This is a genomic window from Thermithiobacillus tepidarius DSM 3134 (assembly GCF_000423825.1).
In the GTDB taxonomy this organism is placed as follows: domain Bacteria; phylum Pseudomonadota; class Gammaproteobacteria; order Acidithiobacillales; family Thermithiobacillaceae; genus Thermithiobacillus; species Thermithiobacillus tepidarius.
Window position 1 is genome coordinate 92,009 of record NZ_AUIS01000008.1, and the last position, 14,961, is coordinate 106,969.

Annotated in this window: 16 protein-coding genes; 12 read left to right on the top strand and 4 right to left on the bottom strand. The window is 67.3% G+C overall.

Going from position 1 to position 14,961, the window contains the following annotated elements:
- Positions 1-4 precede the first annotated feature (4 nt).
- A complete protein-coding gene (locus G579_RS0105940) occupies positions 5-418 on the bottom strand; it encodes a hypothetical protein (protein WP_028989453.1) in 414 nt (137 codons plus the stop codon).
- 2 nt (positions 419-420) lie between these two features.
- Complete coding sequence (locus G579_RS0105945; protein ID WP_028989454.1) at positions 421-774, bottom strand: DUF6130 family protein; 354 nt, start codon at positions 772-774, stop codon at positions 421-423.
- Between the two features lie 160 nt (positions 775-934).
- On the opposite strand from G579_RS0105945, the gene G579_RS0105950 reads away from it, so the two are divergent.
- The 4 genes from G579_RS0105950 (at position 935) to G579_RS16100 (ending at position 6,062) form a co-directional block, all read left to right on the top strand.
- Positions 935-1,864, top strand: a complete 930-nt coding sequence (locus G579_RS0105950; RefSeq protein WP_211218666.1) for a LysR family transcriptional regulator — start codon at positions 935-937, stop codon at positions 1,862-1,864.
- Positions 1,865-2,124: 260 nt separating this feature from the next.
- Positions 2,125-3,384, top strand: coding sequence for a porin (locus G579_RS0105955; protein WP_038018441.1), 1,260 nt, complete (start codon positions 2,125-2,127; stop codon positions 3,382-3,384).
- 133 nt (positions 3,385-3,517) lie between these two features.
- Positions 3,518-4,909 (top strand): oxygen-independent coproporphyrinogen III oxidase, encoded by a 1,392-nt coding sequence (gene hemN, locus G579_RS0105960; protein ID WP_038018444.1) that lies wholly within the window; start codon positions 3,518-3,520, stop codon positions 4,907-4,909.
- A gap of 514 nt (positions 4,910-5,423) precedes the next feature.
- On the top strand, positions 5,424-6,062 hold the full coding sequence (locus tag G579_RS16100) for a DUF938 domain-containing protein (protein ID WP_051180951.1): 639 nt from the start codon (positions 5,424-5,426) through the stop codon (positions 6,060-6,062).
- Here the strand turns inward: G579_RS16100 and G579_RS16105 are convergent.
- Both G579_RS16105 and G579_RS16110 read right to left on the bottom strand, forming a co-directional pair.
- Positions 5,992-7,128 carry a L,D-transpeptidase family protein gene (locus G579_RS16105; RefSeq protein ID WP_051180954.1) on the bottom strand — a complete coding sequence of 379 codons (1,137 nt, stop codon included), beginning with the start codon at positions 7,126-7,128 and terminating at the stop codon, positions 5,992-5,994. The genes G579_RS16100 and G579_RS16105 overlap by 71 nt on opposite strands.
- A gap of 64 nt (positions 7,129-7,192) precedes the next feature.
- A complete protein-coding gene (locus G579_RS16110; protein WP_051180961.1) occupies positions 7,193-7,783 on the bottom strand; it encodes a DUF502 domain-containing protein in 591 nt (196 codons plus the stop codon).
- Between the two features lie 179 nt (positions 7,784-7,962).
- On the opposite strand from G579_RS16110, the gene G579_RS0105980 reads away from it, so the two are divergent.
- From G579_RS0105980 to G579_RS0106015, 8 genes are all read left to right on the top strand, one after another.
- A complete protein-coding gene (locus G579_RS0105980; RefSeq protein WP_028989458.1) occupies positions 7,963-8,235 on the top strand; it encodes a hypothetical protein in 273 nt (90 codons plus the stop codon).
- 258 nt (positions 8,236-8,493) lie between these two features.
- On the top strand, positions 8,494-10,161 hold the full coding sequence (locus tag G579_RS16115) for a multicopper oxidase family protein (protein ID WP_051180965.1): 1,668 nt from the start codon (positions 8,494-8,496) through the stop codon (positions 10,159-10,161).
- Positions 10,162-10,248: 87 nt separating this feature from the next.
- Positions 10,249-10,863 (top strand): hypothetical protein, encoded by a 615-nt coding sequence (locus G579_RS16120; RefSeq protein ID WP_211218667.1) that lies wholly within the window; start codon positions 10,249-10,251, stop codon positions 10,861-10,863.
- A gap of 77 nt (positions 10,864-10,940) precedes the next feature.
- Complete coding sequence (gene amrB / locus G579_RS19260; protein WP_028989459.1) at positions 10,941-11,753, top strand: AmmeMemoRadiSam system protein B; 813 nt, start codon at positions 10,941-10,943, stop codon at positions 11,751-11,753.
- Positions 11,750-12,334, top strand: a complete 585-nt coding sequence (gene amrA / locus G579_RS19265; protein ID WP_028989460.1) for an AmmeMemoRadiSam system protein A — start codon at positions 11,750-11,752, stop codon at positions 12,332-12,334. Before amrB ends, amrA begins: the two co-directional genes overlap by 4 nt.
- Positions 12,327-13,412, top strand: a complete 1,086-nt coding sequence (gene amrS / locus G579_RS0106005; protein WP_028989461.1) for an AmmeMemoRadiSam system radical SAM enzyme — start codon at positions 12,327-12,329, stop codon at positions 13,410-13,412. The genes amrA and amrS overlap by 8 nt, the downstream gene beginning before the upstream one ends.
- A gap of 837 nt (positions 13,413-14,249) precedes the next feature.
- Positions 14,250-14,462 carry a heavy-metal-associated domain-containing protein gene (locus G579_RS0106010; RefSeq protein WP_038018448.1) on the top strand — a complete coding sequence of 71 codons (213 nt, stop codon included), beginning with the start codon at positions 14,250-14,252 and terminating at the stop codon, positions 14,460-14,462.
- A 21-nt stretch (positions 14,463-14,483) separates the two neighbouring features.
- On the top strand, positions 14,484-14,939 hold the full coding sequence (locus tag G579_RS0106015) for a GFA family protein (protein WP_028989463.1): 456 nt from the start codon (positions 14,484-14,486) through the stop codon (positions 14,937-14,939).
- Positions 14,940-14,961 lie beyond the last annotated feature (22 nt).

Below are 14,961 nucleotides of genomic sequence, written 5' to 3' on the forward strand. Positions count from 1 at the left end.
CGGCTCAGGAGAACCAGCGCAGGAAGGCGGCGGCGGTCAGCGCGATCACGCCCAGGGCGCCGATGCCGCGCCACAAAGCCAGACGCCGCCCCTCGGGCCACTTGGCGGCACTGGCGAGATACCAGGCGGCCAGCAGGAAGCCCAGCACGGCGCAGACGACCTTGATGCCGAGCGCCACGACGGCGACGCCGTGGATGTCGGGCGGGCGGCCATAGTAGTACTGGCTGACCAAGCCAAAGCCCAGCCCGCTGGCAGCCTGGGCCGACCAAGCGACCAGCACCAGCCAAGCCAGGGCGCGGCGGACCTCCTCGCCCTGGCGTCGGGGCCACAGGGCGAAAACGGTGCCGCCGACCACGGCGGCGGCGCCGAAGTTGTGCACCACCTGCACCGAGGCGTAGAGCAGGTTCTGCAGGTCCATGCCTAGTCGAGGCTCACCTTGATGCAGCGTTCCACGCCGATGGGCACGTGAGCCTTGTTGACTACCTTGATGCAGACGTCGTGATTGCCGGGCGAGAGGGTTTCCAGGGTATAGCTGCCCTTCAACTGCCGCAGGATGCCGACCTCTTTGTCATCCACGTACACGTGCACGTGGTCGCCGCGCGGGCCCGGCTGAACCTCGTAGGTGATCTTGTTCTGCGCCATGGCATCGAGCTTGGCGCCATTGGCGGGAGACAGGATTTTCACATAGGCCTGCTCGGCCGCCTGGGCCAGCGGGGCGACGCCGGCCAGCAGCAGCGCCGCAGACAGGGCGGGAAGGGCGAGAAACCGATACATGGCGACCTCCTGGCAGGGACCATTACATTCATGACTAGTAGCACAGGACATGTCCCTGTCAAGGATAAGACGTTTTCGAGGCGGCGCCGTGGGACTTTGATCCGCCTGGCCATCTTGGGATATGATGCATGATCATGAATGTTTTTCATTGAACCCGATCATGTCTATCGAACTACGTCATCTGCGCACCCTGCTCGCCCTTGCGGAAACCGGCAGCCTGTCGACGGCGGCGGAGCGGGTGCACCTGACCCAGTCGGCCCTCTCCCATCAGATCAAAGCGCTGGAAAACGCCTTCGGCGTTTCCCTGTTCCAGCGCAAGAGCACGCCTTTGCGCCTGTCGGCGGCCGGGGAGCGCCTGCTGCGCCTGGCGCGGACCGTGCTGCCCGAGGTCAAGGCGGCCGAGCGCGATCTGGCCCGCATGGCCCAAGGACAGGCCGGGCGCCTGCGCATCGCCGTGGAGTGCCACACCTGCTTCGATTGGCTGATGCCGGCCATGGACGCCTTCCGCGAGCACTGGCCGGAGGTGGAGCTGGACCTGGTATCCGGCTTCCAGCGCGATCCGGTGCCGGGCCTGCTGACCGATGCGGCGGATCTGGCCATCACTTCGGAGCTGCAGGACTTGCCCGGCGCGGTTTTCCACCCGCTGTTCCGCTACGAGATCCTCGCGTTGCTGAGCAAGTCCCACCCGCTGGCCGAGCGCCCCTATCTGCGGCCCGAGGACCTGCAAGACGAGACCCTGATCACCTATCCCGTGGAGGAGGAGCGCCTGGATGTGATCCGCGCCTTCCTGCGCCCGGCGGGCATCCAGCCGGCCAGCCGGCGGACGGCGGAGCTGACCGTCGCCATCCTGCAACTGGTGGCATCGCGCCGCGGCGTGGCCGCCCTGCCCGCCTGGGCGGTGGAAGGCTATGTGGAGAAGGGCTACGTGATCGCCAAGCCCCTCGGGCCCCAGGGCCTGTGGAACCGACTCTACGCGGCCTGCACGCGGGAGCAGGCGGAACTCGCTTATCTGCGGGACTTCCTGGATACGGTGCGAACGGTCAGCTTCGCGCAGCTGCGCGGCATCCGGCCTTTGGGCGAGGCCGCCTGACCCGGGCGCCGGCACGAGGCCGCTGCCTCGGCGCGCTTGTTTGAAACGGGCGCAGAAATTAGAATGCCCGCCTTTCACCATATCCAAAGATTCTAATGTAGCTGTCCAGCCGCTCAGGAAACCCCGCTTTTCAGCCCGGATTTGCCCGCCCCGCACGCGCTTGCGCGTCGGCGCCGCGCATCCGGCTTGGCCGCACAAGGATCAACCGTCACGCGGGCCGCAGCCCGCCTGTTTTTGCCTGGAGTTCAGAGAATTCAGCCATGCCCATCCGCAAGACCCTCGCTTTTCTGCTGCTGGCCGGCCTCGCGCCTGCCGCCCACGCCGCCAACTGGATCGCCATCCAGGGCACCGAGCCCGCCGACGCCAAGCCCGTCAAGCTCTTCGGCTTCATCCAGGGCACCTACGAACAGAGCTTTGGTGATCCCGTCACCGGCCTGACGAGCTCGAACCTGGCCCCGCACAACGGCCACCAGGCGATCTTCAACACCTTCGGCGGCGACGAGTCGACCTCCACCTTCAACATCCGCCGCGCCCGCCTGGGCGTCCGCGGCGCGCTGGAGGATACCAAGATCAACTACTTCCTGATGGCGGAGTTCGGCAATAATGCCATCACCCGCGTCGATTCCGTGGCGCTGACGGACGCTTCGGTGACCTTCAACTATCTGCCCGGCGCGCGCCTGCGCGCCGGCCGCTTCAAGATGCCGACCATGGACGAGGCCCTGGAGGGCAACCCCTTCGCGGCGGACTTCATCAACTTCAGCGCCATCGCCGCCCAACTGGTGCAGGAAAACCGCGTTCAGGCCGGCGCCACGCCGGCAGAAAACGCCTTTATCGGTGGCAACTCCGCCTTCCGCGACGTCGGCGTGCAGGTCTTCGACTGGTTCCGCCAGGGCCAGATGGAGTACACCTATGCGCTGGCGGTGAGCAACGGCACGCCCAGCATCGGCACGGACGACAACGACGACAAGGACGTGACTGGCCGCCTGCAGGCCAGCTACGTGTTCCAGGGCCCGCTGTACGGTGCCCACCGGCAGGAGCTGTCGGCCTTCGTCTGGCGCGGCGAGGGCAAGCGTGATTACCAGAGCGACTCCTACCGGCGCCTGCGCCAAGGCGTGGGCATCCACTACAACCGGGCGCCGTGGCGGGTGCGCGGCGAGTACGTGCATGCCGCCGGCATGATCGACGCGGGCATCAACCCGGCCTTCCAGGGCGGCACGCCGAATGTCGCGCCCACCGGCAAGGCGAAGGGCTGGTACGTGCAGACTTCCTATACGCTGACGCCCAACTGGGAGCTGAACCTGCGCTACGATACCCTGAACCGCCAGTACGACAATGCGGCCCAGGAGCGCGTCTTCAAGACCTGGACCGTGGGCGGCCAGTACCTCTTCAATCCCAAGGCGCGGCTCATGGTCAACTACGAGTTCCGCGATCTGGAAGCGCCGCAGGGCAATGCCGATGCCCGGCGCATCGCCGACGCCATGGCCGACCGCATGCTCGCCCAGGCGGTGGTCACCTTCTGAGCCGCATTGCCGCACCGCTGATGCACAGGGGCGCCCCGCGGGGCGCCTCTTTTTGGCAACAAAGCGGACTTGCACATCCGGTTGTCACTCGATAGCCGCGGCGCTAAAATGTGCGGAGCACAGGAGACTGCCCATGCTGGATCAATCCGTCACCTTCGATTCCGCGCTGATCCGCAAGTACGACACCGCTGGCCCGCGCTACACCTCCTATCCCACGGCGCCGCAGTTCCATCCCGGCTTCGACGCCGATGCCCTGCAACGGCAGATCGCCGCCACCAACGCCGAATGCCCGCAACGCCCCCTGTCCCTCTACTTCCACATCCCCTTCTGCGACACGGTCTGCTTCTACTGCGCCTGCAACAAGGTGGTGACCAAGGACCGCAGCAAGGCGGGTGTCTATCTGCAGCATCTCTTCCGCGAGATCGAACTTTTGGGCGGGCGCTTCGACCCCAGCCGGCCGGTGACGCAGCTGCACTGGGGCGGTGGCACGCCCACCTTCCTGAGCGGCGAGGAAATGCGGGCGCTGATGGCGCAGACGCGCCGGCACTTCACCCTGCTGGACGACGATGCGGGCGAATACAGCATCGAGATCGATCCGCGCGAGGTGGAGCCCGGCACGCTGGCGCTGCTGCGCGAACTGGGCTTCAACCGCCTGAGCCTCGGGGTGCAGGACCTGGACCCGGCGGTGCAGCGGGCGGTCAACCGCATCCAGAGCGAGGAGTTGACCTTCGGCGTGCTGGAGGAGGCGCGCCGACTGGGCTTCCGCTCGGTGAGCGTGGATCTCATCTACGGCCTGCCGCTGCAGACCGAGGACAGCTTTGCCCACACCCTGGCGCGGGTGATCGCCGCGCGGCCGGACCGCCTGGCCATCTTCAACTACGCGCACCTGCCGGAGCGCTTCAAGCCGCAACGGCGCATCAACGCCGCCGATCTGCCGAGCCCGGAGGCCAAGCTCGCCATCCTGGCGCGCAGCATGGAGCAGCTGGCGGCGGCGGGCTACGTCTACATCGGCATGGACCACTTCGCCCTGCCCGAGGACGAGTTGGCCCGCGCCCAGCGCGAAGGCACCCTGCACCGCAATTTCCAGGGCTACTCCACCCATGCCGACTGCGATCTGGTGGCCATGGGCGTGACCGCCATTTCGCAGGTCGGCGACAGCTACAGCCAGAACGTGCACGGGCTGGACGAATACTACGCCCGGCTGGCCGCGGGCCAGCTGCCGGTGGCGCACGGCATCGAACTGAGCCGCGACGACCGCCTGCGCCGCAACGTCATCACCCGCCTCATCTGCGATTTCAGCCTCGATTTCGCCGCCATCGAGCGGCAGTACGGCATCGTCTTCGCGAACTATTTCACCGCAGAGCTGCAGCGCCTGCGCGACATGGCCGCCGACGGCCTGCTGCGCCTGGAGGACGGCCGCATCGACGTGCTGCCGCGCGGCCGCCTGCTCATCCGCAACATCTGCATGGTCTTCGATGTGTATCTGCGCCGGGGCGAGCCGGTGCGCTTTTCCAAGGTGATCTAGCAAGCCAACGGCATCCTGGCGGGACCAAGGGACGGCATGCCCGAGCCCCACACTCAACCCGCTAAAAGTCCAACAGCGCCCTCACCCTGCCCGCGCCCGGCGGGAGCGGGTGTCCGGGGGCGCGGGCGCGATGCCAGCGCCGCCCCGGCAACGCGCTGAATCGCGCGGGTTCACGGGAGGGTAGGAGCGAGCTGGCTCGTGATGCACGGGCGGCTGGCCTGCTTGATCGCGGGCAAGCCCGCTCCGACGGCCGGCGGCAGCAGCGCGACGGAAGCAATGCCCGGGCGCTCGCCATGTTGTCCCTCACCCTGCCTCTCCCCAAGGGAGAGGGTGTTCCGGGCGGCTGCGGTGCCGTGCCAAGCCTGGCGGGTTGGTGTGTAGGAGCGGGCTTGCCCGCGATCCGCCGTGCCGATGGGCAAGCAAGCGTGGGCCAGCCCGCTCCCACACCAACTTGACAGCCCGCACAGCCTGTCCCAGTCTCAACACCCATCACCCCACCACTCGACGCGCACGAATGAAACCTTTTTCCGAAGCCTGCGTCCGCAATCGCGAGCCCATCCTGGAGGCGCTGCGGGAGATCTTCGCCGGGGTCGGCGAGGTCCTGGAGATCGGCAGCGGCACTGGCCAGCATGCCGCCTATTTCCCCGCCCACCTGCCGCACCTGTGTTGGCAGCCCAGCGACCTGCCCCACAACCTGCCTGGCATCCAGGCCTGGCTGGATGAGGCCGGCTTGCCCAACGTCCGGCCGCCGCTGGCGCTGGATCTCTTCGATGAGCCCTGGCCCGTGGCCCGGATCGAGGCCGTGTTCTGCGCCAATACCATCCACATCGTGTCCTGGGCGGGGGTCGAGCGGCTCTTTGCCGGGGCCGGGCGCGTGCTCGCGCCCGGGGGCATCCTGTGCCTCTACGGCCCCTTCAACTACGGCGGCCGCTATACCAGCGCCAGCAATGCCCAATTCGACACTTGGCTGAAGGCGCGCGATCCGGCGAGCGGCATCCGCGACTTCGAGGCGGTGGATGCCCTGGCCCAAGCGCAGGGCCTGCGGCTGGTGGAGGACCGGGCCATGCCGGCCAACAACCGGCTCATCTGGTGGGCGCGGACGTCGCGCCTGGCACCGGAGCAGCCGCAGGAGCAGGCGCCGGCGCGGGCCTGACGGCGCGGCGGGCCGGCGCCGGCAGGGTCTCGCCCCCTTCCATGAAGGTGACGGGCGTGCCGGGCGCCGTGTACTTGCCCAGTTCCCAGGCGTCCCAGTTGGTCAGCCGCACGCAGCCGTGTGAGCTGGTGTAGCCGATGGTCTGGGGCTCCGAGGTGCCGTGGATGCCGTAGTGCTCCTTGCTGAGGTCGATCCAGACCAGGCCCACGGGCGAGTTGGGGCCGGGCGGCACGAGGGCCTCGGGATTGGAGTCGGGCACGTCGTGGAAGAGCCGCGGCTGGAAGTGGAAGTCCGGATAGAAGGCCACGCCGTTGGCCTTCCAGTCGCCGGGCGGCAGGGGATCGTATTCCGAACCCAGGGTGGAGGGATAGTGGAAGAGGATGCGGCCCTGGGCGTCCAGGGCATGGGTATAGAAGCCCTGGGCCGAGACCACGATCTTTTTCACGAGCTTGGCGACGTTGGCGGGCGGCGGCGCAGCCACCAGCGGCACGTTCAGCCGCACGCCCGGGCCGAGGCGGGCGAAATCGACTCGCGGGTTCAACTGCTGCAGCAGCGCCGGCGTGCTGTGAAAGTGCTCGCCGAGGGCCTCCGCCGCCGACTCATAGCCCAGCTCCTTCAGCCGGGCCTGGGCGTAGATGTCCCGGGGCAAGCGCCGGAAGCGGTCGGCGGCGTCCGCCGGGCCAGTGGTGTAGATGCCGATCAGCCGGCCATCGGGCGGCACCGCCGCCTTCTGCGCCAGGAGGCGGAAGGTGGCCGCGTCCAGGCTGCCGGTGGCCGGCAGGCCGTTGGCCTTCTGGAACCAGAATACGGCCTTGGCGGTATTCTTGCCCCAATGCCCGTCGATGACGCCCGGTGAGAAGCGGACGCGGTCGAGCAGAATCTGGGCGGCAAGCACCGACGGTCCCGCCATGCCGGGACCCACCGGCAACCGCACGCTCGCGATGTTCACGTTGACGGGCTGGATCTGGCGGAAGCTTTCCCGGGCAGGAACGGGCGGATGGGTTTGGGCGGCGAGGACTTGGGCGGAAAGAACGAAACCGAGCACGGCCAACAGCAATCGCGTCATCAGCACTCCCCTGTTGTCGTTGGTGTAAGCATTGTGACCGCAACGGGGAAGGCAAGTTTGCCGCCTATCCGACCTTGTGCCCCTTCCCGAGGCCGCCCACCAGGGCGAAACGCAGGGCCTGCTGGGGCGTCATTTCGGGCAGCTCGATGATCTGGTCGCGCCGCACCAGGTAGGTGAAGCCGCCGATCTGATAGCTCATGGGCACGTACACGGCAATGCGGTCCTCGCCCTGCAAGGTGGTCAGCTCCGGCAGCTGCTGGCGGGTGAGCAGGCCGATGGTGTAGCCCAGGTCGCCCGGCTGCTTCACCAGCACCACGGTCTGGAAGCCGTTTTCCCGATCGCCGATCAGAAAGCTGACCGCCTCCTGGATGGTGCCGTACACGGATTCCAGGAAGGGAATGCGGGCCATCAGCTGGTTCAGCCAGTCGAAGAAGGAGCGGGTCACCACATGGGAGCCGAGCACGCCGACGAGCACGATGGAGCCGGCGGTCAGCAGCAGGCCGAGCCCGGGGATGTGCTGGCCGAAGAGCAGGAAAACCACGCCCTGGAAGAGCCCGTCCATGGCCTCCACCACCCAGACGGTGAGGTAGAGGGTGAGCACGATGGGCAGGATGAGCAGGAGACCCTTGACGAAATAGCGACCGAGGTTCTTCATAACTTTCCCTATGCTGATTGACGTCCGGGCCGGCGCGCCGGGATCCAGCGCGCATGATACCCGTTCGGCGGACAAACACACAGCCTCCCGGCACGCGGCGGCGTGGGACTTTGGCCGGTGGACGCTCCGGCCGGGCAGATCGACAATGGATCCCCCACCCTGCGAAGCACGACACTGCCATGCGCGTCCGGCCAGCCATAACGGCACTGCTCCTGCTGCTCCAACCGGGCTTGGTTTGGCCGGACCCGGTGCAGGCCGCCGCGCCGGCGGTATCGGCAGCCAGGAGCGCGACCGCCAGCCAAGCCCGGCCGGACGGCACTCTGTGGCTGTGGCTGGCGGTCGCGCTCGTCGTCTCGCTCATTTCCACCATTCTCGGCTGGAGCTACCGGCGCAACCGGGGCGCGGACAAGCCTGGGCGCCAGGAGCGGCACTGGCCGCCCGGGCCGGACTAGCGCACTTTCCCTGGCCGAATCATCTCTCGAAAACCGACCTCCCATCGCCCATCTGCAACGGCTTGTTGAGCCTCAAGGTGCACGGCCCTTGGTCGGAAACGGGCAGCCCTTGCCGCTTCTCATTGTTTATAGTGTTAACAAGGGCCCTGGAATTTGCCGTTCCCGCTGCCAGGCCAGCCCTTAGCCGCTGCACGTCAAAGCTGTACGTACCCACGCGCTTCACACGAGATGGCGATCTTCTTTCCAAAAGGAGGGTAAATGGGTATCAGCAGAAGAACCTTTTTCAAATACTCCGCAGCGACCGGCTATGCCTTGACGACAGGGGGACTCGGCGCCTTGCTGGAGGGATGCTCACCCGAGCAGCAGCCCGGCGCCGGCACGCAGCTCGGCCTGGGCCCGCGCAACGCTACGACGCAGGCCGCCAGCACTGCCGAGCCCCTGAGTTACCAGAATTTCGATCCCCGGCTGGCGCAGAACTTCACGACGCCGCTGTACCGGCCCGGCCAGGAAGGCCTGCTCGGCGCACTGGAGATACGCGCCGGGACCCTGGACATCCGCACCCAGGCCGCCAGCACCCAGATCCTGGCCGGCAGGAGCACTCCCATTCTGTTCTTCCAGGCCCAGTACGCAGGCAAGCAGTACCAGAATCCCATCATCCGCATCAACAGCGGCGACAGCTTTGCCGCCCGCCTGCAAAACGATCTGCAGGAGGCGAGCAACATTCATTGGCACGGCCTGCACAATGACTGGCGCATGGACGGCAACCCGCATCACGCCATCGCTCCCGGAGAAAGCTACAACTACACCTTCACCGTGCAGGACCGGGGCGGCATCTACTGGTACCATCCGCATGTGCACATGCTGACGGCCAAGCAGACCTTCAACGGCCTGGCCAGCTTCTTCATCGTGGAAGACCGCGACGACCTCTACCTGCGGCGGGCGCTGAATCTCCGCTTCGGGGAAGCGGAAATGCCGCTGCTGCTGGAAGACAAGCGCTTCGACGAACAGGGCCAGATCCGCTACGTCCCCCGCTCGGCGGGCAACCTCCCGCTGGTCAACCTCACTGCCAATCCCGTGTGGGAAGTCAACACCCGCTTCTATCGGCTGCGGCTGCTGAACGCCTCCTCCACCCGGACCTTCAAGCTGGCCTTCACCCGGAACGACGTCCCGGTGCCCTACTATGTGGTGGGCACCGATTGCGGCCTGCTGGAACGCGCCCACCAGGTCACGGAGGCTTTCCTGGCGCCCGCCGAACGCCTCGACATCGTGCTCGACCTGCGGCAGTACCGGCCCGGCGACGTCCTCTTCATGAAGAGCCTGGCCTTCGATCCCATGATGAACATGAGCAGCACGCCGCCGCCCAGCCCCCCGCCGAGCACCGACATGGCCAGCGCCGCCTTGCCGGTGGGCGCGGCGTATTACCTCATGAAGATGGTGGTCAAGCACCGAGTGCCCTGCTTCGAGTCCATGCCCAGGACGCTGTCGGCCATCACGCCCATCGCCACGGCCGGCGCCGGCACCCGGCGCTTCGCCCTGAGCTTTGAAAACGGCCAGTGGCTCATCAATGGGCAGACCTATCAGATGGACGCCTTCCCCGTGTCCGTGAACCGGGGGGCGGTGGAGATCTGGGAGATCGCCAACAGCGCGGTGAGCATGCCGCACCCCATGCACCTGCACGGCTTCCAGTTCCAGGTGCTGAGCCGCCAGGGCAGCCCGGCACAGGTCGGCAGTCTCGCCATCGACGGCAACGGCCGCCTGGTCACCGATCTGGGCTGGAAGGACACGGTGCTGGTCTGGCCGGGCGAAACCGTCCGCATCGCCATCGACTTCAGCCACAATTTCGCCGGCGAGCAGCATTATCTCTTCCACTGCCACAATCTGGAGCATGAGGACATGGGCATGATGATCAACTACAAGGTGGTCTAGCGATCACGGCGCCGATCGGTCGCGGGGGAATCCGTGTGGGGCCTCGATGGTCCAAGGCCGTACACATCTTGCAGGATTTGAGCATCCATGGCCCCACCCCGCCGGCCACCCGCCGCCCGTCCGTTGACCGACGCGGAAATCGACCTGGCCGCGCAGCTTTTTGCCGATGCCATCGACTACCCGCGGGTCGGCATCTTCCGCCGCAGCTTCCTGCCTTTCGGGATGCAGTTGCCCAACGTGGCGATGGCGCCCAACGGCAATCTCTATCTGCACCCCCGGAGTCCCCTGTACGCGGACTGCTACGCCAACTGCCCGGACCTGGCGCTGACGGGGCTGTTCATTCATGAAATGGCCCATGTCTGGCAGCATCACAGCGGCGAGCCGGTCATGCTCAAGGCCGGCCTGGCGCTCCTTGGCCGGCGCAATCCCTACGCCTACGTCCTGGCGCCGGACAAGCGGCTGCGCCATTACAACCTGGAGCAGCAGGCCGAGATCCTGAAGCACTATTTTTACCTGAAGCAGCACCCGGACTATGCCCGCCGTCTGGGCCTGGACCCCGCCGCCCTGCCCCGCTACGAGCAGGTCCTGGCCGAGTTCCTGGAAAATCCGCGCGGCGCCGGCTTAAACCCAGGCCCGAAGGCGGAACCTATCCGTTTTTTTTCGATCAAAGCGCTTGTGGATAACTTGATTAAACTTTTATAAATCAGCAATTTTTCCAAACAAACCCACACCACCACATCTCTTCGTCAACCCATGTTCCCGTGGGCAAGGAGACCGTTATGCAAGCGATTCGTCCGGCAGCCGTCGCCGGGGCTTTCTATCCCGGGCTCGCCGCAGACTTGCGCCGCCAGATCGAGGATTACCTGGCCGAAGCGGCCGGGCAGGCGCCCGGCCAGGACACCTGGCCCAAGGCCCTGATCGTGCCGCACGCCGGCTACATCTACTCGGGCCCGGTGGCGGCCGCGGCCTATGCGCGCCTGGCGCCGGCACGCGGTCAGGTGCGGCGGGTGGTGCTGCTGGGGCCGGTGCACCGGGTGCCGGTGCGCGGCCTGGCTCTGCCCGAGGCGTCCGGCCTGGAGACCCCGCTCGGCATCGTGCCGGTGGATGCGGAGGCGGCGCGCGCCATCGCTGACGTGCCCCAAGTGCAGCGCAATGCCGCGGCCCATGCCTGGGAGCATGCGCTGGAGGTGCAGTTGCCCTTCCTGCAGGTGGTGCTGGGGGATTTCCAGGTGCTGCCCCTGGCGGTGGGCAGCGCCCGCCCGGCGGAAGTGGCCGAGGTGCTGGAGCGGGTGTGGGGCGGGCCGGAGACCGTGATCCTGGTCAGCTCAGATCTGTCCCACTACCTGCCCTACCCGACGGCCCGGCAGGTGGACGGCCAGACGGCGCAGTCCATTCTGGCCCTGCACGGCGGCCTGAGCCATGAGGAGGCCTGCGGGGCCACGCCGGTGAACGGCCTGCTGCTCAGCGCCAGCCAGCGCCGGTTGCGCCCGGAGCTGCTGGATCTGCGCAACTCCGGCGACACCGCCGGCCCGCGCGACCAGGTGGTCGGCTACGGCGCCTTTGCCTTTTATGAAGACGAGGAGAAAGCGTGAGCATCGAAGCACGACACGACGGCCCTGTGCTGCTGCACCTGGCCCGCAACAGCATCGAAAGCGCCTTCGGCGCGCCGCCTGCCGCCGCGCCGGATGCCGCCTGGCTGCTGGAGCCGGGCGCCTGCTTCGTCACCCTGACCCAGGGCGGCGAGCTGCGCGGCTGCATCGGCACCTTGGAGCCGCACCGGCCGCTGCTGGAGGACGTGCGCGCCAATGCCCGCGCCGCCGCCTTCGAGGACCCGCGTTTCCCGGCGCTGCGCGCGCAGGAGCTGCGGCGCACCGAGGTCGAGGTCTCGCTGCTCTCGCCCATGGCACCCCTGCCCGCGGCGGACGAGGCCGACGCCCTGGCGCAGCTGCGGCCCCACGTGGACGGCCTGGTGCTGCACTACGGTCCTTACCGCAGCACCTTCCTGCCCCAGGTCTGGGAGCAACTGCCGGAACCCGACCGGTTCCTGGCCCATCTCAAGCGCAAGGCCGGCCTGCCCGCCGATTTCTGGGCCGCCGAGCTGCGGCTTTACCGCTACACCGTCAGCAAATGGCGCGAGAGCGAGCTCCGCGCCGAGGAAGCAAGCCATGCTTGAACACGAAACTCATCATCCCGCCCGCTACTGGCACCGGCTCGACGATGGCCGCATCCAGTGCGACCTTTGTCCGCGCGACTGCAAGCTGCACGAGGGCCAGCGCGGCGCCTGCTTCGTGCGCCAGCGGGTCAACGACGCCATGGTGCTGACCACCTACGGCCGCTCCTCCGGCTTCTGCGTGGATCCCATCGAGAAGAAGCCCCTGAACCACTTCTATCCGGGCTCCAGCATCCTGTCCTTCGGCACCGCCGGCTGCAACCTGGCCTGCAAATTCTGCCAGAACTGGGATATCTCCAAGTCCAGGGAGATGGACCGCCTGCAGGATCAGGCCAGCCCCGAAGCCATCGCCCGCACCGCCGAGGCCCTGGGCTGCAAGAGCGTGGCCTTCACCTACAACGATCCGGTGATCTTCGCCGAGTACGCCATGGACGTGGCCGACGCCTGCCACGAGCACGGCATCAAGACGGTGGCGGTCACGGCCGGCTACATCCACGATGCCCCGCGCCGCGACTTCTACGCCAAGATGGACGCCGCCAACGTGGACCTGAAGGCCTTCACGGATGATTTCTACTACAAGCTCACCGGCGCGCACCTGCAGCCGGTGCTGGAAACGCTCGAGTACCTGAAGCAGGAGACCGACGTCTGGTTCGAGATCACCACCCTGCTCATTCCCGGCCGGAACGACTCGGACCAGGAACTCGCCGCCATGAGCGAGTGGATCATGGACAAGCTCGGCCCCGATGTGCCCCTGCACTTTTCGGCTTTCCACCCGGACTACAAGATGCAGGACATCCCGGCCACGCCGAAGAGCACCCTGCAGCGGGCCCGGCGCATGGCCATGAACGCGGGCCTGCGCTACGTCTATACCGGCAACGTGCATGATGTCGCCGGCGATACCACCGCCTGTCCCGGCTGCGGCACGGCGCTCATCATCCGCGACTGGTACCGGATCCTGGACTACCGCCTGAGCACGGACGGCCGCTGCCCCCAATGCGGCCACGCCATCGCCGGCCGCTTCGCCGACCAGGCCGGGCACTTCGGCCAGCGCCGCATCCCCATCGCCATCAACGCGCGCTGAAAGCACGCGCCGAACCGGGGCGGCTGCCAAGCCGCCCTGTTGGTCGCAGCTGGTCCAAGCGACGGCGGCCGTCGATCGGCAGCAAACAGCGGCCTCATCCTGCTTTCTCGCGGTAAAAGAGGGCATGGGAGCGTATGGTGCTGTGTCATCGACAACCAGGCACTGTAGGAGTGGGCTGGCCCGCGATGCCCGGGCGGCTGACATGATTGATCGCGAGCCGGCCCGCTCCTACGGCCGGCGGCAGCAGCGCGACCCAAGGACAGTACCGGGACGCTCACCCTATCGGCCCCTCACCCTCCCGCTCCGGGCGGGTGCGGTGCCGCGCCAAGGCCTGGCGGGCCGGCATGCTGGCTTGTAGGAGCGGGCTGGCCCGCGATCCGCTGTGTCCACAAACCCACCAATCGCGGGCCAGCCCGCTCCTGCAGCCAGTGGCGGCAGCGGGGTTCCGGGTCTTGCTTTTTCCACCCAGTTGTCCCGCCGCGTCGCGCAGGGCCGGCGGGAGATGTAGGAGCGAGCTGGCTCGCGATCCACTGTGCCGCCAGGCCAGCCATCGCGGGCCAGCTCGCTCCTACCGTCAATGGCGGCAGCAACGGGCGAGCGCCTGTCTGCGCGCCGCGAGTTGCATGAGCTGGCCCGCTCCTGCAACTGGACATCCCATCGAGGTCAAAGGGATGCTGCGTTCGAAGCAACGCCGGCCAAGCATTTGATGGCTGGGGCTCCCTGCGGCCCGGCGATGCCCCGCTCACCCCGATCCCCCAAGCAACTTTTCCCCCGCTCTCCCGTCCAATTTAAAAGCCCAGGCACCACGACACCCCCACAGCCAAGCAGGAGAGAGCCATGTATGCCAAGCTGCAGATCATCGGCATGAAAGACGAGCAGGCTGCGCAGACCGCGGAGCAGGCGCTGCGCCAGGTTCATGGCGTCGAGCACGCGCAGGTCAATTTCCAGGAAGGCACGGCGGAAGTGGAGATGGCGCCGCACCTGTCCACGCAGTTGCTGATGCGGGCGCTGGGCGAGGCCGGCTTCGGCGCCCAGCCGCTGGCGGACTGACCGCCCGGCCCGGGTGCGGCCATGCGGCTTGCCGGCTCCTGCCATTGCCAGCGCGTCCGCTTCGAGCTGGACACGGCGTGGCATTACCCCTACCAGTGGTGCTTCTGCGAGATCTGCCGCAAGACCAACGGCTCGGCCTTCGCCTGCAACATCAAGGGCCGCAAGGCGGATTTCCGCATCCTGCAGGGCGAGGAGCACCTGAAGAAGTACCGGGCCGTGTCCGTCGACCGCTACTTCTGCGGCACATGCGGCTCGCAGCTCTTCATCCTCGACGACGCATGGCCGGACGGCGTCTGGCCCAATGCCGCCGCCATCGACACGCCCCTGCCGCGCTGCTCGGAGCAGGTGCACATCTTCGTGCGCAGCAAGGTGCCCTGGTATCCCATCCGCACGCCGGGAGCGCAGTATGACACCTATCCCGAGCTGTCCATCGACGCCTTTCACGAACGGATGGGCTGGCTGCCGGGGCCGGACTGAGCCAGCCCCGCGCGGCATTGGC